Here is a 20,552-nt window from a genome sequence, read left to right on the forward strand (position 1 = left end):
GCACACGCACCCGGACGAGAACCGGGGCACCCCCGCTCCTCGTAAAACCCTCAGCTTCGAGAAGAGAATGCCGATGACCGAGCAGGCCTCCGGGGCCCACCATCCGCAGCCGCGGCCCCGTACGGGTGGGCACCAGCCCACCGCAGTTGAGCACGTCACGGGCGCGCAGTCCCTCATCCGCTCTCTCGAAGAGGTGGGGTGCGACACCGTCTTCGGCATCCCGGGCGGCTGCATCCTCCCGGCCTACGACCCGATGATGGACAGCAAGAAGGTCCGTCACATCCTGGTCCGCCACGAGCAGGGGGCCGGCCACGCCGCCACCGGCTACGCGCAGGCCACCGGCAAGGTCGGCGTCTGCATGGCCACCTCCGGCCCGGGCGCCACCAACCTGGTCACTCCGATCGCGGACGCCCACATGGACTCCGTCCCGCTCGTCGCGATCACCGGCCAGGTCTCCTCCAAGGCGATCGGCACCGACGCCTTCCAGGAGGCGGACATCGTCGGCATCACGATGCCGATCACCAAGCACAACTTCCTGGTCACCAAGGCCGAGGACATCGCCAAGACCATCGCCGAGGCCTTCCACATCGCCTCCACCGGCCGCCCCGGCCCGGTCCTGGTCGACATCGCCAAGGACGCCCTCCAGGCCAAGACCACCTTCTCCTGGCCGCCGGCCCTGGACCTGCCCGGCTACCGGCCGGTCACCAAGCCGCACGCCAAGCAGATCCGTGAGGCCGCCAAGCTCATCGTCCAGGCCAAGCGCCCGGTCCTGTACGTCGGCGGCGGCGTCATGAAGTCCGGTGCCACGGCGGAGCTGAAGGTCCTCGCCGAGCTGACCGGCGTCCCGGTCTGCACCACCCTGATGGCCCTGGGCTCCTTCCCCGACAGCCACCCGCTGCACGTGGGCATGCCGGGCATGCACGGCTCCGTCACGGGCGTCACCGCGCTCCAGAAGTCGGACCTGCTGATCGCCCTCGGCACCCGCTTCGACGACCGCGTCACCGGCAAGCTGGACAGCTTCGCCCCCTTCGCCAAGGTCATCCACGCGGACATCGACCCGGCCGAGATCGGCAAGAACCGCGAGGTCGACGTCCCGATCGTGGGCGACGCCCGCGAGGTCATCGCCGACCTCATCCAGGCGGTCCAGGCCGAGCACAACGACGGCCACACCGGCGACTACACCGCCTGGTGGAAGGACCTCAACCGCTGGCGCGAGACCTACCCCCTGGGCTACGACCTGCCCGAGGACGGCTCGCTCTCCCCGCAGCAGGTCATCGAGCGCATCGGCGAGCTCGCCCCGCAGGGCACGATCTTCACGGCCGGCGTCGGCCAGCACCAGATGTGGGCCTCCCACTTCGTGAAGTACGAGGAGCCCCGCACCTGGCTGAACTCCGGCGGCGCCGGAACCATGGGCTACGCGGTCCCCGCCGCGATGGGCGCCAAGGTCGGCATGCCGGACCGCACGGTCTGGGCGATCGACGGCGACGGCTGCTTCCAGATGACCAATCAGGAACTGGCCACCTGCGCGCTGAACAACATCCCGATCAAGGTCGCCATCATCAACAACGGCGCCCTCGGCATGGTGCGCCAGTGGCAGACGCTCTTCTACAACCAGCGCTACTCCAACACCGTCCTGCACGGTGACGAGACCGGCCACGACACGGTGGGCTCCCAGCTCGGCGAGTCCGTCGCCCCCCGCCAGGGCACCCGCGTCCCGGACTTCGTCAAGCTGTCCGAAGCCATGGGCTGCGTCGCGCTGCGCTGCGAGGACCCGGCCGACCTGGACAAGGTCATCGCCGAGGCGAACGCGATCAACGACCGCACGGTCGTGGTCGACTTCATCGTCCACGAGGACGCCATGGTCTGGCCGATGGTCGCCGCCGGCACCTCCAACGACGAGGTCATGGCAGCCCGGGGCGTCCGCCCCGACTTCGGCGACAACGAAGACGACTGAGCCGAGAGAGCCTGAGAGAGAGAACGACTCACATGTCCAAGCACACGCTCTCGGTCCTGGTCGAGAACACCCCCGGCATCCTCGCCCGGATCGCCGCGCTGTTCTCCCGCCGCGGGTTCAACATCGACTCGCTCGCGGTCGGTGTCACCGAGCACCCCGACATCTCCCGCATCACCATCGTCGTGAACGTGGAGGACCTCCCGCTGGAGCAGGTGACCAAGCAGCTCAACAAGCTGGTCAACGTGCTCAAGATCGTCGAGCTGGAGCCGTCGAACGCCATCGAACGCGAACTCGTTCTGGTGAAGGTCCGCGCCGACAACGAGACGCGCTCGCAGATCGTCGAGATCGTCCAGCTGTTCCGCGCCAAGACCGTGGACGTCTCCCCGGAGGCCGTCACCATCGAGGCCACCGGCGGCAGCGACAAGCTCAGCGCCATGCTCAAGATGCTGGAGCCCTTCGGCATCAAGGAACTGGTGCAGTCCGGCACCATCGCCATAGGGCGCGGCGGCCGGTCCATCACGGACCGCAGCCTGCGCTCCCTCGAGCGCAGCGCCTGACGGGCGCGGCACGCGCCTGACGCCACGCCTGGACCGGGCGGGACACGCCCGGTTCGCATGGCGAGACCGACAAACTCTTATTCCGTTCCCCGCCGTACGGTGGGTGCAACATCAGCGCACCAAGGAGATATCCCAGTGGCCGAGCTGTTCTACGAGAACGACGCCGACCTGTCCATCATCCAGGGCCGCAAGGTCGCGGTCATCGGTTACGGCAGCCAGGGCCACGCCCACGCGCTGTCGCTCCGTGACTCCGGCGTCGACGTCGTCGTCGGCCTCAAGGAAGGCTCGAAGTCCAAGGCCAAGGCCGAGGAGCAGGGCCTGAAGGTCCTCCCCGTGGCCGAGGCCGCCGAGTGGGCGAACGTCATCATGATCCTGACCCCGGACCCGCTCCAGGCCGAGATCTACGAGGAGTCCATCAAGCAGCACCTGCAGGAGGGCGACGCGCTCTTCTTCGGTCACGGCTTCAACGTCCGCTACGGCTTCATCAAGCCCCCGGCCAACGTGGACGTCGCCCTGGTCGCCCCGAAGGGCCCGGGCCACCTGGTCCGCCGCCAGTACGAGGAGGGCCGCGGCGTTCCGTGCATCGCCGCCGTCGAGCAGGACTTCTCGGGCAACGCCTTCGCCCTGGCCCTGTCGTACGCGGCCGGCATCGGCGGCACCCGCGCCGGCGTCATCAAGACCACCTTCACCGAGGAGACCGAGACCGACCTGTTCGGTGAGCAGGCCGTCCTCTGCGGTGGCGCCTCCGCCCTGGTCAAGGCCGGTTTCGAGACCCTGACCGAGGCCGGTTACCAGCCGGAGATCGCGTACTTCGAGTGCCTGCACGAGCTGAAGCTCATCGTGGACCTCATGTACGAGGGCGGCCTGGAGAAGATGCGCTGGTCGGTCTCCGAGACCGCCGAGTGGGGCGACTACATCACCGGCCCCCGCGTCATCACCGAGGCCACCAAGGCCGAGATGAAGAAGGTCCTCGCCGAGATCCAGAGCGGCAAGTTCGCCGAGGAGTGGATGGCGGAGTACAAGGCCGGCCTGCCGAAGTACAACGAGTACAAGAAGGCGGACTCCGAGCACCTGCTCGAGACCACCGGCAAGAAGCTGCGCAAGCTGATGAGCTGGGTCGACAGCGACGAGAGCTGATCTCGCGCACGGCGGGGCCGGGACACTTCAGTCCCGGCCCCGCCGCGCTTCCGCCCCGGACGGCCCCTCCGTCGTGGCCCGGCCGGAAAAATCGACGGAATGGAGACCTCGGACCGTGCAGCTTGTCCACCTCGGCCAATCACGGACGGGTGATCCTTCCGTACAGGCGGAGTTCCGCGCCGGAACCGCCACTACACTGCTCAACACAACGCGTCAGGCCCACAGTGTCGTGCGTCTTCCACGCGGCTACCCCCTCCACCGCATGCGGCCGTCGGGACGGCCGTCCGCACTGGACTTGTGAGGACCCACGTGAGCTCGAAACCTGTCGTACTCATCGCCGAAGAGCTGTCGCCCGCCACGGTGGACGCGCTCGGTCCGGACTTCGAGATCCGGCACGTCAACGGCGCCGACCGCGCTGAGCTGCTGCCCGCGATCGTCGACGTCGACGCCATTCTGGTCCGCTCCGCCACCAAGGTGGACGCCGAGGCCATCGCCGCCGCCAAGAAGCTGAAGGTCGTCGCCCGCGCCGGTGTGGGCCTCGACAACGTGGACGTCTCCGCCGCCACCAAGGCCGGCGTGATGGTCGTGAACGCCCCGACCTCCAACATCGTCACCGCCGCCGAGCTCGCCTGCGGCCTGCTCGTCGCCACCGCCCGCAACATCGCGCAGGCCAACACCGCGCTGAAGAACGGCGAGTGGAAGCGCAACAAGTACACGGGCGTCGAGCTCAGCGAGAAGACCCTCGGCGTCGTCGGCCTCGGCCGCATCGGCGTCCTGGTGGCCCAGCGCATGTCGGCGTTCGGCATGAAGGTCGTCGCGTACGACCCCTACGTGCAGCCCGCCCGCGCCGCCCAGATGGGCGTCAAGATGCTGACGCTGGACGAGCTCCTCGAGGTCGCCGACTTCATCACCGTGCACCTGCCCAAGACCCCCGAGACCATCGGTCTCATCGGGGACGAGGCCCTGCACAAGGTCAAGCCGTCCGTCCGCATCGTCAACGCCGCCCGCGGCGGGATCGTGGACGAGGCCGCGCTGTACTCGGCCCTCAAGGAGGGCCGCGTCGCCGGCGCCGGCCTCGACGTGTACGCGAAGGAGCCCTGCACGGACTCCCCGCTCTTCGAGCTCGACCAGGTCGTCTGCACCCCGCACCTCGGCGCGTCCACGGACGAGGCCCAGGAGAAGGCCGGCATCTCGGTCGCCAAGTCGGTGCGCCTGGCCCTCGCCGGCGAGCTCGTACCGGACGCCGTCAACGTCCAGGGCGGTGTCATCGCCGAGGACGTGCGCCCCGGTCTGCCGCTCGCCGAGAAGCTCGGCCGCATCTTCACCGCCCTCGCGGGCGAGGTCGCGGTCCGCCTCGACGTCGAGGTCTGCGGCGAGATCACCCAGCACGACGTCAAGGTGCTCGAACTCTCCGCCCTCAAGGGTGTGTTCGAGGACGTGGTCGACGAGACGGTCTCCTACGTCAACGCCCCGCTGTTCGCGCAGGAGCGCGGTGTCGAGGTGCGCCTGACCACCAGCTCGGAGTCCCCGGACCACCGCAACGTGGTGACCGTCCGCGGCACGCTGGCGGACGGCCAGGAGGTGTCGGTCTCCGGCACGCTCGCGGGCCCGAAGCACCTCCAGAAGATCGTGGGCGTGGGCGAGTACGACGTGGACCTGGCCCTGGCCGACCACATGATCGTGCTCCGCTACACCGACCGCCCGGGCGTGGTCGGCAAGGTCGGCCTGCTGCTCGGCGAGGCCGGGCTGAACATCGCGGGCATGCAGGTGGCCCGTGCGGAGGAGGGCGGCGAGGCGCTGGTCGTCCTCACCGTCGACGCGGAGGTCCCGGTGGACGTCCTCGCGGCCATCTCCGCGGAGATCGGCGCCGCGTCGGCCCGTACGGTCAACCTCGGCTGACGGCCGGACGCTTGGTGCGGGAAGGGCCCGGAGTGCACACCCGGGCCCTTTTTCGCGCGCACTTTCTGTAGACGCTTGTATTAAACGGATGTCTTGATACCGTGACGGCATGGGACACCGTGAAGATCTGCTCGAGGGCGCCAAGAAGTGCCTCGCCGAGAAGGGGTTCGTGCGGACCACCGCGCGGGACATCGTCAGCGCCTCCGGGACCAACCTGGCGTCCATCGGCTACCACTACGGCTCCAAGGACGCCCTGCTCACCAAGGCGTTCATCGCCCTGATCGAAGAGTGGGGCGAGGGCCGGCAGGCCGGGCTCGAAGGGGCGGAGGGCTCCCTGGAGCGGCTGCGCGCCCTGTGGGACGGGGTCGTCGCCGAACACGGCGCGGCCGGGCCGGTCTGGGCGGCCAGCCTGGAGGTCGCGCTGAGCCGGGACCAGAAGCCGGAGCTCAAGTCCATGCTGGCCGCCTCGCAGCTGCAGGGGCGCCGGGGCCTGGTGTCGATGATGACCGGGGTCCCCGAGGAGCGGCTCACCGATCGCGACGAGCGCACCCTCGGGGCGGTCTACCAGGCCCTGCTCAACGGCCTGATGATCCAGTGGCTGTTCGACCCGGCCAGCGCCCCGTCGGGCGAGGAGTTCACGGAGGGGCTGCGCAGGCTCGGCGAGGGGATCGCGGACGCGCAGCGGGCGGCGGGCTAGCCGTTCGCCCGCCCGCCCGCCCAGTGGCCCCTCTGTCCGTTCAGCCGTTCACCCGTTCAGCCGGGCGGTCTTGAGGGCCATGTGGAGCAGCAGCCGGTCCTCGCCGGCGTCCAGGTCGAGCCCGGTCAGCTGCTCCACCCGGCCCAGCCGGTAGTACAGGGTCTGGCGGTGGACGCCCAGCGCCGCCGCCGCCCGGCCGGCCTGTCCGGCGCAGTCGAGGAACACCTCGGCGGTGCGGGCCAGTTCCCGGTGGGCCGGGCTCAGCAGGGCCCGTGTCGCCGGGTCGTCCACGGGTCCGGCGGCCAGTGCGCCCAGCATCCGGTACGGCCCGATCCCCGCCCACTGGGCCACCGGCCCCAGCCGTGGCTCGGCGGCGGCCGCCCGTGCGGCGGCGACGGCCTGCCCCCAGGCCGCGGGCAGCTCCCCGAGCCCCTGCACGGGCTCGGACACCCCCGCGCTCACCCCGTCCACCCGCCCGGCCCCACCCGCCCCGGCGGGCTCCGCGGCCGCGGCCCTCGCGCCGGCCGCGGCGGTCCGTGCGGTCCCCGCCGCCCCGGCCTGCACCGCCGCCGCCCGCGGCAGGAGGCGGCCCAGGGCCGTCAGGGCCGGGCCCATGGCGTCCGGGGAGCGCAGCCGCAGGAGCACCGCCAGCCGGTCCCGGCCCGCCGGCCCGGCCGCCCCCGCCGCCTCGGCCGGTACGACGCACACCGCCGCCGCCCCCGGGACCGACGAGGGCGCCTCCCCGGACCACGGGGCCGCGCACACCGCCGCGTGCAGTCCCTCGGCCCCCGCACCCAGGGCCAGCCGCAGCGAGGCCACGGCCATGTCCTGCTGCCAGCCCCGCCCGGCGGTCAGCACCGCGAGGAACTCCCGGGAGAGGTCGGCGCCCGCCTTGGCCTCCTCGGCGAGCAGCACCCCGATCCGCTGGGCCACCTCCATGGCCGCCTCCAGGGCCTCCGGTGAGGGGCCCGGATCCCGGTCGAGCAGCCACACGTAGCCCTGGACGATGCCCCGGTACCGCACGGGCAGGCAGATCCGCCCCCGGAAGACCCCCGCGTCCGGCGCCGCCGGGATCCGGACGGGGCCGGTGGCGCGGGCGATGCCGAAGCCCTCGAACCAGGACCGCACCGCCGCCGTGGACTGCCGGGTCAGGATCGAACGGGTGCGCACGGGGTCCATCGCGAGGTCGTCCTCGCTGTCGTGGGCACCGAAGGCGATCAGACGGAAGTCCCGGTTCTCCAGCGTCGCCGGGGCGCCGAGCAGCGCCGAGATCTCGTCCACCAGGTCCTGGTAATCGCCCTTCACGGGCACATTCTCCCACCCCCGCGCCGCCCCTTCAGACAGATGTATGAGATCGGGGACACGGATGCGTGACAGCTGTCGATGGCCGAGGATCGGGGAGATCCATAAATTTCACGGTGGTTTTACTTGCGTATTCCCTACGGCCGCAGCACACCCCCGCGGCGCCCGTATGACCGCTTCTGCCACCCGTTGGAGGTGCCCCGTGCTGGGTCCCGCGATCCTCGCCGCTTCGCGCAGCGACAAGATGCGCCGAATCGTCTCTGCTGCCCCGGTGACCAAGCCGGTGGTCAACCGGTTCATCCCCGGTGAGACGGTCGACCAGGTCATCCCGATCGTCGAGGAGCTCACCCGCAAGGGCCTCGAGGTGACCCTCGACGTGGTCGGCGAGGACATCACCGCCGTGGAGCAGTCGTACGCCGCCCGGGACGCCTACCTGGAACTCATCGAGCGCCTCAAGGAGCTGGGGCTGGGCGAGGCCGTCGAGATGTCGGTCAAGCTGTCGATGTTCGGCCAGGCGCTGGAGGGCGGCCACGAGCTCGCCCTGGCCAACGTCCGCCCGGTCGTCGAGGCCGCCGCCGCCATCGGCACCACCGTGACCCTGGACGCCGAGGACCACACCACCCTCGACTCGATGTTCGCCATCCACGAGGAGCTGCGCCGGGACTTCCCGCAGACCGGCTGCGTCATCCAGGCCTACCTCTTCCGCACCGAGGCCGACGCCCGCCGCCTGGCCGCCGCCGGCAGCCGCGTCCGCATCGTGAAGGGCGCGTACAAGGAGCCCGCCGAGGTCGCGTACCAGGACAAGGCCGAGATCGACAAGGCGTACGTCCGGATCATGCGGATCCTCATGGAGGGCGAGGGCTACCCCATGATCGGGTCCCACGACCCGCGCCTGATCTCCATCGCGCAGGAGCTCGCCCGGCAGGCAGGGCGCAAACTGGACGAATACGAGTTCCAGATGCTCTACGGCATCCGCAGCGAGGAGCACCTCCGGCTCGCCTCCGAGGGTCATCGAATGCGGGTCTACACGGCCTATGGCACGGACTGGTACGGCTACTTCATGCGCCGCCTCGCGGAGAAGCCGGCCAACCTGCTGTTCTTCCTCCGCTCGATGATCACCAAGAACTAGCCAAGAACCAGGTCAAGGAGTTATCGCCCCATGGATGCTGTGACCCAGGTCCCCGCGCCGGTCAACGAGCCGGTCCACTCGTACGCCCCGGGCAGCCCGGAGCGTGCGCGCCTCGAGATCCAGCTCAAGCAGCTGTCCGAGAACCCGATCGACCTTCCGATGACGATCAACGGCGTCAAGCGGATGGGTGGCGGCGAGCGCTTCGACGTCGTCCAGCCGCACGACCACAAGTCGGTCATCGGTACCTACGCCAACGCCACCGAGGCCGACGCCCAGGAGGCCGTCGACGCCGCCCTGGCCGCCGCCCCGGCCTGGCGCGCGATGTCCTTCGACGACCGCGCCGCGATCATCCTGCGCGCCGCCGAGCTGCTGGCCGGCCCCTGGCGCGAGAAGCTGGCCGCCTCCACCATGCTGGGCCAGTCGAAGACCGTGCAGCAGGCCGAGATCGACACCCCGTGCGAGCTCGTCGACTTCTGGCGCTTCAACGTCCACTTCGCCCGCCAGATCCTGGCCGAGCAGCCGACCGCGAACTCCGCCGGCGTGTGGAACCGCAGCGACCACCGTCCGCTCGAGGGCTTCGTCTACGCGATCACCCCGTTCAACTTCACGGCCATCGCCGGCAACCTGCCGACCGCCCCGGCCCTGATGGGCAACGTGGTCGTGTGGAAGCCGTCCCCCACGCAGACCCACTCCGCGGTCCTCCTCATGGAGCTCCTGGAGGCGGCCGGCCTGCCCAAGGGCGTCATCAACCTGGTGACCGGTGACGGCATCGCCGTCTCCGAGGTGGCCCTGAACCACCCCGAGCTGGCCGGCATCCACTTCACCGGCTCGACCAAGACCTTCCAGTACCTGTGGAAGACGGTCGGCAACAACATCGAGAAGTACCGCTCGTACCCGCGCCTGGTCGGCGAGACGGGCGGCAAGGACTTCGTCGTCGCGCACCCGTCCGCGGACCGCGCGATCCTGAAGACCGCCCTGACCCGCGGCTCCTTCGAGTTCCAGGGCCAGAAGTGCTCGGCCTCCTCGCGCGCCTACGTCCCGGCCTCGATCTGGAACGACGGCTTCAAGGAGCAGTTCGCGGCCGAGGTCGACGGCATCACCATGGGTGACGTCCGCGACCTGTCGAACTTCATCGGCGCGGTCATCGACGAGCGTTCCTTCGCCAAGAACAAGGCCGCGATCGACCGCGCGAAGGCCGACCCGACCTGCACGATCGTCGCGGGCGGCACGTACGACGACTCGGAGGGCTACTTCGTCCGCCCGACCGTCATCGAGTGCACCGACCCGGAGAACGAGGTCTTCACGACCGAGTACTTCGGCCCGATCCTCGCCGTGCACGTCTACGACGACGCCGACTACGACGCGATGCTGGCCCAGATGGAGAACGTCTCGGCGTACGCCCTGACCGGCTCCGTCATCGCCCAGGACCGCTACGCGGCGGCCGACACGATGGAGAAGCTCCGCTTCGCGGCGGGCAACTTCTACATCAACGACAAGTCGACCGGCGCCGTCGTCGGCCAGCAGCCCTTCGGCGGCGGCCGCGCCTCGGGTACCAACGACAAGGCGGGCGCGGCGTCCAACCTGCTCCGCTGGACCTCGACCCGCTCCATCAAGGAGACCCTGGTCCCGCCGACCGAGTACGGCTACCCCCACATGGGCTGACCCAGGCCCCCCGCTGAACCCCGCCCCCGCTCCGGTACCCCCAAGCCCGGAGCGGGGGCGGTCCCAGTTGCGGGGGCGCGGCATGGTGACGGCGGCGTGTGTGACTAGACCTCGAAGAGGACCTGGTCCAGGGACTTGCGGATCAGGTCCGGGACCTCGCAGTCGTCCGCGGGGTAGCCGACGGGGATCACCGCGAAGGCCTTCTCGTTCTCCGGGCGGCCCAGGACGTGGCTCAGGAAGCGCATCGGGCTCGGGGTGTGGATCAGGGCGGACAGGCCGGAGAGGTGGAGGGCCGTCAGGAGCATGCCGACCGCGATGCCGACCGACTCGTCCACGTAGTAGTGCTTGCGCTTGTCCCCGTCCGGGCCGAGCCAGTAGCGCTGCTGGAAGACCACGATCAGGGCCGGGGCGTCCGTCAGGTGGGTCTTCACGGCGTCGGTGCCGATGGGGCGCAGGGCCGCCAGCCATTCGTCGCCGAGGCGGCCGTCGTAGGAGATCTGCTCCTCCTGTTCGGCGGCGGCCCGGATCTGCCGGCGGATCGCGGGGTCCTTGACCAGGACGAAGGTCCACGGCTGCTGGTGGGCACCCGACGGGGCGGTGGCGGCGCAGGCGATGGCGTCGCGGACGGCCTGCTCGGGGACGGGGTCGGGGGAGAAGTGGCGCACGGTGCGCCGTTCGTCCATCCGGGCCCGCAGCTCCGCCGCGCGCGCCAGGGATTCCTGGCTCGGCATGCGCGCCGGACGGTAGGCGACGGGCCGGTAGGGCAGGCCATGGGTGGGGGTCCACTGGTGGGTCTCAGGCGACATGGGCAGATCTTCCAGCGGGGGCACTCCAGAGACCAGTGCGACGCCATGAGCCAACGCCCGTTGTGTGGCGACAGGGGGGTTATGAGTGTGGCGAACGTCGGTCGATTCATGTCCGGGAAGGCCGCTTCCACGGCCGGGCCCCGCACGGCCCGGGAGCGCTGAGGGCCGGGGGTGCCCGTCCGGGGGATCGGCTCGGCAGGCCCGCGGACGGCGGCTGGACCACCCGGCCGGCCCGGGGGTGTGGACCGCCGCCGACCTGGGCAGCGGTGTCCGGTCCGAGGTGGACCACGTACCGCGCCCGGCGGGCCCACGGCGCTGTGGGCGCCGGCCGAGGGCCGTGGGCACGGGGCTTCCGAGCCGGGTGGCGGGGTACCCCGCGCCGCGGCGCTCCCGCGTGTTTCCGGCCTTTCCCGGAGCGCTTGCCGACCCGGTGGCCGGGGGCGGCCCGGTACGGACCGCCACGGCCGTGTGCCGGGCACACCGCGGGTCGGCCGGATGCGCCCGCCGGGCCGGCCCGCCTCCGGGCGGGGTCAGCTGCCCGTGATGCTCGCCGCGCCCGTCTCGATGTGGCCGGTGTAGCGGCGGGACCAGGTGCCGTCGGAGTCGGCCAGGATCGTGAAGTCGTACCAGCCCTTGTTGTAGGCCACGGCGTTGAAGTAGTCCTCGCGCGAGGAGTTCGCCGGGACCGTGTACGTCCAGGGGCCGTCGGAGCGGTAGGCGTTCGAGCGGACCGTGAAGGTGACCGGGGAGCCGGAGGCGTTGGTCATCTTGAACCAGATCGCCACCTTGCCGGTGCCCGACTCCACGGCGTAGCGGGCGGCGACCTCCAGGTCCTTGCCGGGCCTCGTGGCGTCGCCGATGAAGCGGCGCAGGAAGCGGTTCGGGCCGTACATCGAGATGTCGTACTTGCCCGAGCCGGCGCCCAGGCCGATGGAGAAGTAGTCGGTCGCGGTGGCGCCTGGGTCGACCGTGTACTGCCAGGCGGCCGTGTCCCGGTACTGGTGCGGGTGGATCGAGAAGTGCGCCGCCTGCCGGGCCTGCGGGCCCTGGTTGGTCATCGAGAACCAGGCCAGGATCTTGCCCATCGGCCCGAACTCGAAGCGGTCCAGGTTGCCGTTGACCTGGTACGGGAGGGCACGGGCCGGGCGCGTTCCGGCTTCCTGGACCGGCAGGGCGTTGTCCTGGGGGACCGGGTTGGGGAGGGGGCCGCAGGTGGACTGGCCTATGACCTTCGCCGTCGGGGGGAGGCCGGCGGGGACCCCGTACACCGGGTGCGCGAAGTCGAAGACGCCCGTCAGGTCGCCGGTCACCTTGCGGCGCCAGACGCTGATGTTGGGGCAGAGGGCGGGCGTGCCCAGGGCCGTGGTCCACGTCTCCATGAAGCGGAGCACCGAGGTGTGGTCGAAGACCTCCGAGCTGACCCAGCCGCCCCGGGTCCACGGGGACATCACCAGCATCGGGACCCGGAAGCCCAGGCCGATCGGGACGCCGTCGATGTACTCGTCCGGGGTGCCCGGCGGGGCGACCGGCGGGGCGACGTGGTCGAAGAAGCCGTCGTTCTCGTCGTAGTTGAGGAAGAGGACCGTGGAGTCGAAGACCTCGGGGTTGGCGGCGAGCGCCCGGTAGACCAGGTCCACGAAGTGCGCGCCGTCGCCGGGCGGGGCGTACGGGTGCTCCGAGAAGGCCTCGCCGGCCACCACCCAGGACACCTGGGGCAGGGTCCCGGCGACCACGTCCGCGCGGATCGCGGCGGCGATGTCGTCGGGGGTGGAGCCGGTGACCCTGGGGACGGAGGCCATGCCCCGGTCCCACAGGGGGTCGCCGGGCTTGGCGTCGGTGAACTTCTTGAAGTAGGCCAGGCCGTTGTCCCCGTAGTTGTCCTGGGCGTTCTGGTAGACCTTCCAGCTCATCCCGGCCCGCTGGAGGGCTTCCGCGTAGGTCTCCCAGGTCAGTCCGGACTCCTCGCCGCCGTCCTTGCTGCCCGCGTCCACCTTGCCGCTCCACAGGAAGGTGCGGTTCGGGCCGGTGGCGCTGAGGGTGGAGCAGAAGTAGGCGTCGCAGACGGTGTAGTTGTCGGCGAGCCCGTAGTGGAAGGGGATGTCCGCCCGTTCGAGGTGGCCGAGGGTGTGGGTCTTGCCGACGCCGAGGACCCAGTTGTCCATCCGGCCGCCGTTCCAGGCGGCGTGCTGCGAGGTCCAGCTGTGCGGGAGGTCGCCGGTGCACTGGGCGAGGGTCTCGCTGTCGGCGCCGCCCGCCGACGGGGTGGCGGAGAGCTTCCACGGGTACTGGCGGCCGCCCCAGTTCGGCTGGTTGAACGTGCCCCAGCCGCCGGGGATGTTGCCGCAGGCGCGGTCGCCGAAGCCCCGGACGCCCTTGAGCGTGCCGAAGTAGTGGTCGAAGCTGCGGTTCTCCTGCATCAGGATCACCACGTGCTTCACATCGGTGATGGTGCCCGTCGCGGCGGCCGCGGCCGCCGTCGTGGGCAGGGCGGCGGGCAGGGCCGCCCCCGCCACGAGCCCGGCGCCGATCCCCACGAAACCCCTGCGGCTGATGGGTGTCACTGGCTGCTCGCCTCCAACTCGGGTGCCCCGCTGGCACATCGTCGGCAAGCGTGGCGGCGGCCGCCGCAAAGGTCTACAGCCGTGCGGTAAGAAAACGGTGAACATCCGGGTGGCCGGAATCAACCGGCCGTGCGCACCAGCATCTTGCCCAGGTTCTCCCCGCGCAGCATGCCCAGGAACGCCTCCACCGTGTGGTCGAAGCCCTGGACAACGGTGGTGTCGGTGCCGATCCGGCCGCTGCGCAGGTGCGGGACCAGGAAGTCCTCCAGCTCATCCTGCAGATTGGTGTGGTTTCGAACCAATACGCCTTCCAGGCGCAGGGACTTGTGCACCACCTCGAAGAGGTTGCGGGGCGCTGCCGGCGAGCGGTCGCCGTTGTACATCGAGATCGCGCCGACCCAGGCGATCCGCCCGTACTCGCGCAGCGAGTCGATCGCGCCCTCCAGGTGCTCCCCGCCCACGTTGTCCACGTAGACGTCGATCCCGTCCGGGGCGGCCTGTGTCAGCTGCTCGCCGACCGGGCCGTCGTGGTAGTCGAAGGCGGCGTCGAAGCCGAGGGCCCCGGTGAGGTGGGCGACCTTCGCCGCCGAGCCCGCGCTGCCGATGATCCGGCGGGCGCCGAGCAGCCGGGCGATGTGCCCGGTGGCGGTGCCGACGCCGCCGGCCGCGGCGGAGACGAAGAGGTCCTCGCCCTCCCGCAGGGCCGCCGTCCGGGTGAGGGCGGCGTAGGCGGTCAGGCCGGTGCCGCCCAGGATCGACAGGTAGGCCTCCAGCGGGACGCCCTCGTGGCCGCGGAGTTTGCGGGTGCCGTCCGCGCCCAGGGTGACCAGGGAGTGGGTGCGCCAGCCGGCGCGGTGGAAGACCAGGTCGCCCTCCTCCAGGCCCGGGTCGCGGGAGGCGAGCACCCGCCCCACCGACCGGCCCTCCAGCGGGGCGTTCAGCTCGAAGCCGCCCTCGCCCCCGTCCATCAGCCCCCGGTGGTACGGGTCCACCGACAGCAGCAGGTTCTCCACCAGCGCGGTGCCGGGGGCGGGTTGGGGGACGGGGGAGGACACGTAGGCGAAGTCGGAGGCGACCGGGAAACCGGTCGGGCGGGCGATCTGGTGCACGGCGTAAGCGGTGTCGGCGTTCATGACGACGACGGTAGGAAGGAATCCCCGGGCCGGGCAGGGGGTTGCCCTCATGGAAGCCGCACACCCATGAACGCGGCTCATACACCGAGGTGGGAACCCCGTGACCGAGCTCGCCCCGCAGGAACTCCGGGTGCTGGTCGCCGTCGCCGAGACGGGCGGTTTCTCCGCCGCGGCCGGCCGGCTCGGCATCAGCCAGTCGGCCGTCTCGCATTCGGTGCGCGGCAGCGAGGGCAAGGTCGGGGCGGTGCTCTTCGAGCGCGGGCGCGCCGGCGCCCGCCCCACCCCCGCGGGGGAGCGGGCCGTGGCCCTGGGCCGGCGCATCCTTCGGCTGTACGAGGTGCTGGGCGCGGAGGCCCGCGCCGCCGGGCGGGCCGCCTCCGGCGGGGGCGCGGCGGACGGGGCCCTGGAGGGGGCCCTGCGCATCGCGGCCTTCCGCAGCGCGGCCCTGCACCTGCTGCCGCCCGCGCTGGAGCGCCTTGCCGCCCTGCACCCGGGGATCCGGCCCGAGGTGCGGGTGGTGCGCGAGCTCGGCGCCGGGACGGCCGGCGAGGTGGCCGCCGGCCGGGCGGACCTCGGCATCGCCACGCTGGGTGCGCCCGGCGACGTACCGCCCGGGCTGCTGACCGGGGTGCTCACCCGGGAGGCGTACGCGCTGGTGCACCCCGCCGGGCATCCGGACCCGAAGGCACTGCCGCTGCTGGACTGGGACGAGAACTGCGGCTCCTACACCCGGCGGTGGTGGGCGGCGCAGGACTGGATCCCGGCGGCCACGGTCAAGGCCGAGGACGACGCCATGGTGCTGACGATGGTCGGCCGGGGCCTGGGGATGGCGATCATGCCCGAGCTGTCGCTGCGGGAGGCCACGGACGCGGTCGACATCGCCCCCCTGGGGCCCCAGGGGCCGGTGAGGAAGGTGGGATACGTCACCACACCGGAATCGGCGTCCACCCTCGCCGTCAGAGCTCTGATCAGGGAACTCAGGGCTGAATCGGACTGAAAGCGGAGTGCTCTGAGGGGCCTTCCGAGGGGTTTCGCATCTCAGATACTAGGAAGTCCGAGTAATTGCGGAGACATACAGCCGCGACTGCCCTAGCTTTGTAGGAGCCGAACGCCTCGCATATCAGCGAATGGCGGTCGTGAGCGCGCGCCCCTGGCAGGCAACCCCTGCGGCGCACGGCTCCCCGCCTCTTCCGGCGCCTTGAAGGAACCCCTCATCCGTGGCCCCGCCACGCCGTGATCTCAAGGAGTCGATCACCATGACCCCCAGCACCGCCGCCTCCCGCCGCGTCCGCCACTCCTCCCCGGCCGACGACGAGCGCAAGAACGCCGCGGCCGCCCTGCAGCGTGCCCTCGACCGCCGTGACAACGGCGGCTCCACCGGCCACTGACCGGCGCCTCCCTGACCCAGCCCCCCGGCACCTCCCGGCCGGGCGACGACGACATGTCGCGTTCTGATTGGTCCACATGATGGACGCGATATGTCTGAGGGCTGGGACACGGAGTACGGTTCCGACATGTCGACCAGCATCAATCTCGCAGTGATCCCCGGTGATGGCATCGGCCAGGAAGTCGTGGCTCAGGGCCTCAAGGTCCTTACCGCGGTCCTGCCCCAGGATGTGAAGCTGGAGACCAAGGAATACGACCTCGGCGCGCAGCGGTGGCACCGCACCGGTGAGACCCTCCCGGACGCCGAGCTCGAAGCGCTCAAGCACCACGACGCGATCCTCCTGGGTGCCATCGGCGACCCGTCGGTCCCCTCCGGCGTCCTGGAGCGCGGTCTGCTGCTGAAGCTCCGCTTCGCCTTCGACCACTTCATCAACCTGCGCCCCTCGAAGCTCTTCCCGAACACGGCCACCCCGCTGGCCGGCCGCCCGGACATCGACTTCGTCGTCGTCCGCGAGGGCACCGAGGGCCCGTACACCGGCAACGGCGGCAGCCTGCGCACCGGCACCCCGGCCGAGGTCGCCACCGAGGTCAGCGTCAACACCGCGTACGGCGTGGAGCGCGTGGTCCGGGACGCGTACGAGCGGGCCAACTCCCGTCCGCGCAAGAAGCTGACGCTGGTGCACAAGAACAACGTCCTCGTGTACGCGGGCCACATGTGGAAGAACATCTTCGACAAGGTCGGCCAGGAGTACCCCGAGGTCACCACCGACTACCTGCACGTCGACGCCGCGACGATCTTCTTCGTCACCCAGCCCGAGCGCTTCGACGTCATCGTCACGGACAACCTCTTCGGTGACATCCTCACCGACCTGGCCGCCGCCGTCACCGGCGGGATCGGCCTGGCCGCCTCCGGGAACATCAACCCGACCGGTGCCTTCCCGTCGATGTTCGAGCCCGTCCACGGCTCGGCCCCGGACATCGCGGGCACCGGCAAGGCCGACCCGACGGCGACGATCCTGTCCGTCGCCCTCCTGCTGCGCCACCTCGGCTACGAGGAGCAGGCCGTGCGCATCGAGGAGGCCGTCTCGGCCGACCTCGCCGAGCGTGACGGGACCTTCCGCTCCACCGACGCGATCGGCGACGCCCTCGCCGCGCGAGTAGCCGGCTGACCCGGCAGCTCCACCCAGGAAGCCGCCGGGTACGCACCATCACCCGGCGGCTTCTCCTGCACGGCCCCGGGTGCCACCATCTCCCGTGGGCCGCATCACCCCGTTTCACCGAAGACCCCGCGCGCGCGATAATCGAACGCGAGGCCGCGGTAAACGGGGAAGCTCGGACGTCCTGGTACGCATGAGCGCGGTCCGCCATACACAACGGTGAAGGACAAGCACTCATGACGACGCCCACGATCGAGCTCAAGCCCTCCTCCAACCCGCTGTCCGACGCGGAGCGAGAGGCGATCCTGGCCAGCCCCGGCTTCGGCCGCCACTTCACCGATCACATGGTGACGATCAAGTGGACCGAGGGTCGTGGCTGGCACGACGCCGAGCTGGTTCCGTACGCGCCGCTGTCGATCGACCCGGCCAACATGACGCTGCACTACGCGCAGACGATCTTCGAGGGGCTCAAGGCCTACCGTCAGCCCGACGGCACCGTCGCCACCTTCCGCCCCCAGGCCAACGCCGAGCGCTTCCAGGCCTCCGCCCGCCGCATGGCCATGCCGGAGCTGCCGACCGAGCTGTTCATCGAGGCCTGCGACGCGCTGATCAAGCAGGACAGCGCCTGGGTGCCGAACTCCGGCGAGGCCTCCCTGTACCTGCGGCCCTTCATGTTCGCGTCCGAGGTCGGCCTGGGTGTCCGCCCGGCCAACGAGTTCCTGTTCATGGTCATCGCCTCGCCCGCCGGCGCCTACTTCCCCGGTGGCGTCAAGCCCGTCTCCGTCTGGCTGTCCGAGGAGTACGTCCGCGCCGTCAAGGGCGGCACCGGCGCCGCCAAGACCGGCGGCAACTACGCGGCCTCCCTCGTCGCCCAGGCCCAGGCCGCCTCGCACGGCTGCGACCAGGTCGTCTGGCTGGACGCCGTCGAGCACCGCTGGATCGAGGAGATGGGCGGCATGAACCTGTACTTCGTGTACGGCGACCGCATCGTCACCCCGGAGCTGACCGGCTCGCTCCTCCCCGGCATCACCCGCGACTCGCTCCTCACCATCGCCCGCGACCTCGGCTACACCGCCGAGGAGGGCCGCATCTCCACCGAGGACTGGAAGCGCGACAACGAGAACGGCACCCTCACCGAGGTGTTCGCCTGCGGTACGGCGGCCGTCATCACCCCGGTCGGCTCCGTCAAGTCCGAGCGCGCCAACTGGACCCAGGGCGACGGCGAGCCCGGCGAGGTCACCATGAAGCTCCGCAAGGCGCTGCTCGACCTCCAGACCGGCCACCGCGCCGACACCCACGGCTGGATGCACCCGCTCGGCTAGGGCGCACCCCCCGAACGGCCGAAGGCCCCCGCGCATCGAGCGCGGGGGCCTTCGGCCGTTACGGGCGGGAGGGGGGAGGAGCGGGTCAGTGCTCCTGCTCCTGCTCGCCGTCCTTCTTCTTCGTGCGGCCCTGGACCGGTCCGTCCGGTCCGGTCATCGCCAGCAGGCCGTCGCCGACCATGTAGGCCAGGCCCGCGATCCCCCTGACGATCTTCGCCGCCACATACGCGACCTCTTCCACGACGCCTCCCCGTGCCATTCGTCGTGGCGGTCCCTCTATGCTTCGACCGCCACCGCTGCCTTCTCCGCCGGCTCGGCGGCCGCGGCCTCCTGCGGCCGGACGGTCAGCGCGACGTAGACCGCGCCGCCGACCAGCCCCGACAGGATGAAACTACAGTCCACCCCGCCGGTGAGGGCCAGCAGCGGGCCCTCGTACACCGGGGTCGACACGGCGGCCAGTCCCACCACCGCGCCGGCCGCCCAGGCGGCGGTGGCGCGGAGGTTCCAGCCCCCGCTGTACCAGTAGACGCCGCCACGGGCCCGACGGTTGAACACCTGGAGCGCGTCGGCGTCGTACTCCCCGCGGCAGCGCACGTAACCGATCAGGGTGATCACGGCCCACGGGGTGCCGATCGCGGTCAGCAGCAGGACGAAAGAGGTCATCGCCGACTGGACGTTCCACTCGAAGGAGCCGAAGAAGACGAAGGCGGTCGCGACGGCCGCGGCGATCACGGTGGCCTTGGTACGGGTGGCCTTGGGCACGATGGCGTCCAGGTCGAGGCCCATCGAGTAGAGCATCAGCCCGGCGTTGCCCACCGAACCCGCCGCGGCGGCGAACAGCAGCGGCACCAGGTACCAGAAGGGCGCGGCGGCCACGAGCGGTCCCGCGTAGTCGGCACCGGCCCGGGCGGCCAGCGCGGTGTAGGTGCCGAAGAGCTGCGGGACCAGCAGGCCCAAGAACAGACCCGTACAGGTGGCCCAGTAGACCTTCCGGGAGCTGTGCCGGCGGGGCGAGACGTAGCGCGTGTAGTCGCCGAGCAGGGTGATGAAGGCGACGGGGCCGCTGAGCCCGGCGGCGACCACGGCGAGGATCCAGGTGGGCCAGAACGAGCCCAGCAGGTAGGAGGTGTCCGGCGGGGCCGCGGTCGTGAAGCCGGGGGCGTAGGCGTATATGCCGACCGCCAGCAGGAGCACCATGACGATCGAGAGCGCCTTGCTCATGCGCAGCAGCAGCCGGTAGCCGAAGACGGCCCCGACCACGGTGAACGCCGCGAGCACCCCGTACATCAGGGAGTGGGTGAGGCCGCTGTCCGGCAGGCCGGTGAGCCGGGCCAGGGTGCCGACCATCACGTCACCGCCGATCCACAGGGTCAGCGCCGTGTAGCCGAGCGCCAGCAGCAGGCCCACGATCGAGCCCACGAGCCGCCCCCGTACGCCGAACTGCGCCCCGCTGGAGGTGGACAGGTTCGTCGCGGTGCGCAGGGAGACCAGCGCGAGCGGCGCGGTGAAGGCGATGCCGGCCAGGGTCCCGGTCACGATGGCGGTGACCGACGGGACCAGGCCCAGTCCGAAGGACGGGGGCAGCCAGCCGAAGACGATCACACCGAGGCAGAGGTTGGAGCCGAGCAGGATCGACATCAGGTCACGGGGACCGCTCGTCCGCTCCTCTTCCGGGATGGTGTCGACTCCGCGCTGTTCGATGGGCATGGGGGGACTCCCTTGGCACGGCGGGGGGTGGGGGGCCTAGTTGTTTGAGCGACACTCAATGTGACCCAAGCCCTGCTCCCAGGTCAATGATTCCCAGCGAGGAAATGAAGAGTTAGAGTGATGCTCTAACCCATCGACTCAAA

Annotated in this window: 17 protein-coding genes; 11 read left to right on the forward strand and 6 right to left on the reverse strand. The window is 70.8% G+C overall.

The window, feature by feature from the left end:
• The first annotated feature begins 67 nt into the window (after positions 1 to 67).
• From BX286_RS25850 to BX286_RS25870, 5 genes are all read left to right on the forward strand, one after another.
• Positions 68 to 1,954: an acetolactate synthase large subunit gene (locus BX286_RS25850; RefSeq protein ID WP_079429920.1), complete on the forward strand. Its 1,887-nt coding sequence runs from the start codon at positions 68 to 70 to the stop codon at positions 1,952 to 1,954.
• 32 nt (positions 1,955 to 1,986) lie between these two features.
• Complete coding sequence (gene ilvN / locus BX286_RS25855) at positions 1,987 to 2,511, forward strand: acetolactate synthase small subunit (RefSeq protein WP_042816067.1); 525 nt, start codon at positions 1,987 to 1,989, stop codon at positions 2,509 to 2,511.
• Positions 2,512 to 2,646: 135 nt separating this feature from the next.
• Entirely contained in the window at positions 2,647 to 3,648 is a 1,002-nt protein-coding gene (ilvC, locus tag BX286_RS25860; protein ID WP_079429921.1) for a ketol-acid reductoisomerase, read from the forward strand.
• A 309-nt stretch (positions 3,649 to 3,957) separates the two neighbouring features.
• A complete protein-coding gene (gene serA / locus BX286_RS25865; protein ID WP_100862816.1) occupies positions 3,958 to 5,547 on the forward strand; it encodes a phosphoglycerate dehydrogenase in 1,590 nt (529 codons plus the stop codon).
• A gap of 109 nt (positions 5,548 to 5,656) precedes the next feature.
• On the forward strand, positions 5,657 to 6,244 hold the full coding sequence (locus tag BX286_RS25870; RefSeq protein WP_121016435.1) for a TetR/AcrR family transcriptional regulator: 588 nt from the start codon (positions 5,657 to 5,659) through the stop codon (positions 6,242 to 6,244).
• Between the two features lie 48 nt (positions 6,245 to 6,292).
• Here the strand turns inward: BX286_RS25870 and BX286_RS25875 are convergent, their stop codons facing one another.
• Positions 6,293 to 7,549: a CdaR family transcriptional regulator gene (locus BX286_RS25875; protein ID WP_100862814.1), complete on the reverse strand. Its 1,257-nt coding sequence runs from the start codon at positions 7,547 to 7,549 to the stop codon at positions 6,293 to 6,295.
• A 199-nt stretch (positions 7,550 to 7,748) separates the two neighbouring features.
• Between BX286_RS25875 and BX286_RS25880 the strand changes: the two genes are divergently transcribed.
• Entirely contained in the window at positions 7,749 to 8,675 is a 927-nt protein-coding gene (locus BX286_RS25880) for a proline dehydrogenase family protein (protein WP_042813727.1), read from the forward strand.
• Positions 8,676 to 8,705: 30 nt separating this feature from the next.
• Positions 8,706 to 10,337, forward strand: a complete 1,632-nt coding sequence (gene pruA / locus BX286_RS25885) for an L-glutamate gamma-semialdehyde dehydrogenase (protein ID WP_079429925.1) — start codon at positions 8,706 to 8,708, stop codon at positions 10,335 to 10,337.
• A gap of 104 nt (positions 10,338 to 10,441) precedes the next feature.
• Here pruA and BX286_RS25890 read toward each other — a convergent pair whose 3' ends face one another.
• The 3 genes from BX286_RS25890 to BX286_RS25900 form a co-directional block, all read right to left on the reverse strand.
• The gene (locus BX286_RS25890) at positions 10,442 to 11,143 is read right to left on the reverse strand and encodes a nitroreductase family protein (RefSeq protein WP_079429926.1); all 702 of its coding nucleotides are present in this window, start codon (positions 11,141 to 11,143) and stop codon (positions 10,442 to 10,444) included.
• A gap of 530 nt (positions 11,144 to 11,673) precedes the next feature.
• The gene (locus tag BX286_RS25895; protein ID WP_079429927.1) at positions 11,674 to 13,704 is read right to left on the reverse strand and encodes a phosphocholine-specific phospholipase C; all 2,031 of its coding nucleotides are present in this window, start codon (positions 13,702 to 13,704) and stop codon (positions 11,674 to 11,676) included.
• Between the two features lie 119 nt (positions 13,705 to 13,823).
• Complete coding sequence (locus BX286_RS25900; protein WP_121016437.1) at positions 13,824 to 14,837, reverse strand: NADP-dependent oxidoreductase; 1,014 nt, start codon at positions 14,835 to 14,837, stop codon at positions 13,824 to 13,826.
• Positions 14,838 to 14,937: 100 nt separating this feature from the next.
• Between BX286_RS25900 and BX286_RS25905 the strand changes: the two genes are divergently transcribed.
• The 4 genes from BX286_RS25905 to BX286_RS25915 all read left to right on the forward strand — a co-directional run bounded on the left by BX286_RS25905 (position 14,938) and on the right by BX286_RS25915 (position 18,702).
• Complete coding sequence (locus tag BX286_RS25905; RefSeq protein ID WP_079429929.1) at positions 14,938 to 15,834, forward strand: LysR family transcriptional regulator; 897 nt, start codon at positions 14,938 to 14,940, stop codon at positions 15,832 to 15,834.
• A gap of 259 nt (positions 15,835 to 16,093) precedes the next feature.
• Positions 16,094 to 16,225 (forward strand): hypothetical protein, encoded by a 132-nt coding sequence (locus BX286_RS37545; RefSeq protein ID WP_257790365.1) that lies wholly within the window; start codon positions 16,094 to 16,096, stop codon positions 16,223 to 16,225.
• A gap of 126 nt (positions 16,226 to 16,351) precedes the next feature.
• Entirely contained in the window at positions 16,352 to 17,392 is a 1,041-nt protein-coding gene (locus BX286_RS25910) for a 3-isopropylmalate dehydrogenase (protein ID WP_079431969.1), read from the forward strand.
• 224 nt (positions 17,393 to 17,616) lie between these two features.
• Complete coding sequence (locus BX286_RS25915; protein ID WP_079429930.1) at positions 17,617 to 18,702, forward strand: branched-chain amino acid aminotransferase; 1,086 nt, start codon at positions 17,617 to 17,619, stop codon at positions 18,700 to 18,702.
• Between the two features lie 85 nt (positions 18,703 to 18,787).
• Here BX286_RS25915 and BX286_RS36735 read toward each other — a convergent pair whose 3' ends face one another.
• Both BX286_RS36735 and BX286_RS25920 read right to left on the reverse strand, forming a co-directional pair.
• Positions 18,788 to 18,943, reverse strand: coding sequence for a hypothetical protein (locus BX286_RS36735; protein WP_159036722.1), 156 nt, complete (start codon positions 18,941 to 18,943; stop codon positions 18,788 to 18,790).
• 35 nt (positions 18,944 to 18,978) lie between these two features.
• Positions 18,979 to 20,409, reverse strand: coding sequence for a cytosine permease (locus BX286_RS25920; protein WP_121016439.1), 1,431 nt, complete (start codon positions 20,407 to 20,409; stop codon positions 18,979 to 18,981).
• Positions 20,410 to 20,552: the final 143 nt, after the last annotated feature.

The sequence above is a fragment of the Streptomyces sp. 3211.6 genome (assembly GCF_003634815.1).
GTDB lineage: Bacteria > Actinomycetota > Actinomycetes > Streptomycetales > Streptomycetaceae > Streptomyces > Streptomyces katrae_A.

Bases quoted from the DNA above. Each gene is read 5' to 3' on its own strand.
- BX286_RS37545 (WP_257790365.1), top strand. From the start codon at position 16,094: ATGACCCCCAGCACCGCCGCCTCCCGCCGCGTCCGCCACTCCTCCCCG.
- BX286_RS25890 (WP_079429926.1), bottom strand. From the start codon at position 11,143: ATGTCGCCTGAGACCCACCAGTGGACCCCCACCCATGGCCTGCCCTAC.
- BX286_RS25870 (WP_121016435.1), top strand. From the start codon at position 5,657: ATGGGACACCGTGAAGATCTGCTCGAGGGCGCCAAGAAGTGCCTCGCC.
- BX286_RS25850 (WP_079429920.1), top strand. From the start codon at position 68: ATGCCGATGACCGAGCAGGCCTCCGGGGCCCACCATCCGCAGCCGCGG.
- BX286_RS25910 (WP_079431969.1), top strand. From the start codon at position 16,352: ATGTCGACCAGCATCAATCTCGCAGTGATCCCCGGTGATGGCATCGGC.
- BX286_RS25920 (WP_121016439.1), bottom strand. From the start codon at position 20,409: ATGCCCATCGAACAGCGCGGAGTCGACACCATCCCGGAAGAGGAGCGG.
- BX286_RS25900 (WP_121016437.1), bottom strand. From the start codon at position 14,837: ATGAACGCCGACACCGCTTACGCCGTGCACCAGATCGCCCGCCCGACC.
- pruA (WP_079429925.1), top strand. From the start codon at position 8,706: ATGGATGCTGTGACCCAGGTCCCCGCGCCGGTCAACGAGCCGGTCCAC.
- ilvN (WP_042816067.1), top strand. From the start codon at position 1,987: ATGTCCAAGCACACGCTCTCGGTCCTGGTCGAGAACACCCCCGGCATC.
- BX286_RS25915 (WP_079429930.1), top strand. From the start codon at position 17,617: ATGACGACGCCCACGATCGAGCTCAAGCCCTCCTCCAACCCGCTGTCC.